Annotated in this window: 3 protein-coding genes; 2 read left to right on the plus strand and 1 reads right to left on the minus strand. The window is 61.5% G+C overall.

Annotated features, from left to right (window positions below; genetic code table 11):
• Positions 1-308: MFS transporter (locus tag HX846_RS31700; protein ID WP_178966913.1), on the minus strand; the 308-nt coding region annotated here is incomplete at its 3' end.
• A 263-nt stretch (positions 309-571) separates the two neighbouring features.
• Between HX846_RS31700 and HX846_RS31705 the strand changes: the two genes are divergently transcribed.
• On the plus strand, positions 572-1,417 hold the full coding sequence (locus HX846_RS31705; RefSeq protein ID WP_003210846.1) for an ABC transporter substrate-binding protein: 846 nt from the start codon (positions 572-574) through the stop codon (positions 1,415-1,417).
• Between the two features lie 16 nt (positions 1,418-1,433).
• A partial coding sequence (locus tag HX846_RS31710) for an ABC transporter permease subunit (RefSeq protein WP_178966914.1) occupies positions 1,434-1,816 on the plus strand: 383 nt, incomplete at its 3' end.

A 1,816-nucleotide genomic window follows, 5' to 3' on the forward strand; every position in this document is an offset into this window, starting at 1 on the left:
ACGAAGGTCTGCAGGCTGTCGCTCCACCCGCACAGCAGTGACGACAGGCTGAACAGCACGATTGCCCAACCGAATACCCGCCGCGAGCCAAAGCGGTCGGCCAGCCAGCCGCTGATGGGAATGAACACCGCGACGGCGAGCATGTAGGCGCTCATACCGATGTTCACGTCCACCGCGCCCACGCCGAAGGTTTTGGCGATGTCCGGCAACGCGGTCGCGATCACGGTGGCATCGAGGTTCTCCATGAAGAAGGTGACGGCGACCAACAAGGCAATCAGGGTTGAGCGGCGTTGGGAGGTCGACGTCATTGCTGTTCACTCATGGTTTCGAATCGGCACTTTATCAATAAGTGCGTCCTTTATGGTCCGCGAAATGCCTGCCTCACAACGTGGCGCCCGGTAACGAATTGCCCCGAATTGGGGTGCGCGCTTGCAAAAAAAGGCTGTCTCACGCGTCAAAACCCATCAAAAACCTGAAAAATTCATTGGTTGGCACGATAACCGCTTATTAGCCAATAAAGGATTGTTGAACAATCCAAATCTCCCTGCATCCAGCAACCGAGGCGACGAACATGCAAAAAGGTCTGACGGGCAAGAACACCCTGCGCACATTGGCGCTAGCGATCACCCTGGCGTGCGTGACGCCGCTGCTGTCGGCTGCCGAAATCAAGGGCACCCTGAAACCGGGCGAGCTGTCCATCGGCTCCGACCTCACCTACCCGCCTTACACCTACCTTGAGCAAAAGACCCCGGCCGGTTTCGACCCGGAGTTCATGCAACTGATGGGCAAGCAACTGGGGCTCAAACCACGTTTTCTCGACACCCGTTTCGCCAACCTGATCCTCGGCGTCAACGCCCGGCGTTTCGACGTGGTGGCCTCGGCGCTGTACGTCACGCCAGAACGCGCCAAGCAGGTGGATTTCCTCAGCTACCTGAAGACCGGTTCTTCGCTGATGGTGCTCAGCGCCGGCGACTTCAAGCCCCAGCGCCCGGAAGACCTGTGCGGCAAGCGTGTCGGGTCGATCAAGGGCGCGTCGTGGGTGCCAAAGCTGAACAAGGTTTCGGCGGACTACTGCCTCCCAGCGGGCAAGCCAGCGATCGAGTCGCGTGAGTTCCCGACGTCGCCGGAAGCCGCCCAGGCCCTGCTCGCCCAGGCGGTGGACGTGCAGATGGAAGACGCGGCGGTCGCCAAGATCACCGTGGAAAAACTGCAGGGCAAAACCGTGATCAGCTCCAACGAATTGATCTACCCGGTGGTGGTCGGCCTGGCCGTGCGCAAGGAAAACCCGGCACTGCTCCAGGCGCTGACCGGCGCCCTGAGCCAGATCAAGCAGGACGGCAGCTACGGCAAGCTGCTGGCGCGCTACAACCTGGCCGAGCCGAACGCCGCCGAGATCAGTGCGGCACTGGGTAACTGAAACGCGGAGCACCTTTATGCAATTCGATTGGCACTACACCCTGGGCTTGTTATGGAACGGCGACTTCTGGCGAGCCGTCGGCACCGTGGTCGAACTGAGCCTGGAAACCTGGCTGCTGGGCATTGTGCTGGGGTTTTTCCTGGCCCTGGCGCGGCAGTCGGAGCGCCGCTGGCTGCGGGACTCCGCTGGCGTCTACATCTGGTTCTTCCGCAGCCTGCCGTTGCTGGTGCTGCTGATCTTCGTCTACAACCTGCCGCAGGTGTTTCCGTCCACCAGCGTGGTGTTGTCCAACCCCTACTCCGCGGGCCTGATCGCCCTGGTGCTGAGTGAGGCGGCCTACATCGCCGAGATCCATCGGGGCGGCCTGCTGGCGGTGGTCAAGGGGCAGCGCGAAGCCGG

Origin of the sequence: Pseudomonas sp. K5002, from assembly GCF_013386655.1 — a bacterium.
In the GTDB taxonomy this organism is placed as follows: Bacteria; Pseudomonadota; Gammaproteobacteria; order Pseudomonadales; family Pseudomonadaceae; genus Aquipseudomonas.

Excerpts from the sequence above, each read along its gene's own strand:
- HX846_RS31705 (WP_003210846.1), top strand. The coding sequence starts at position 572 with ATGCAAAAAGGTCTGACGGGCAAGAACACCCTGCGCACATTGGCGCTA.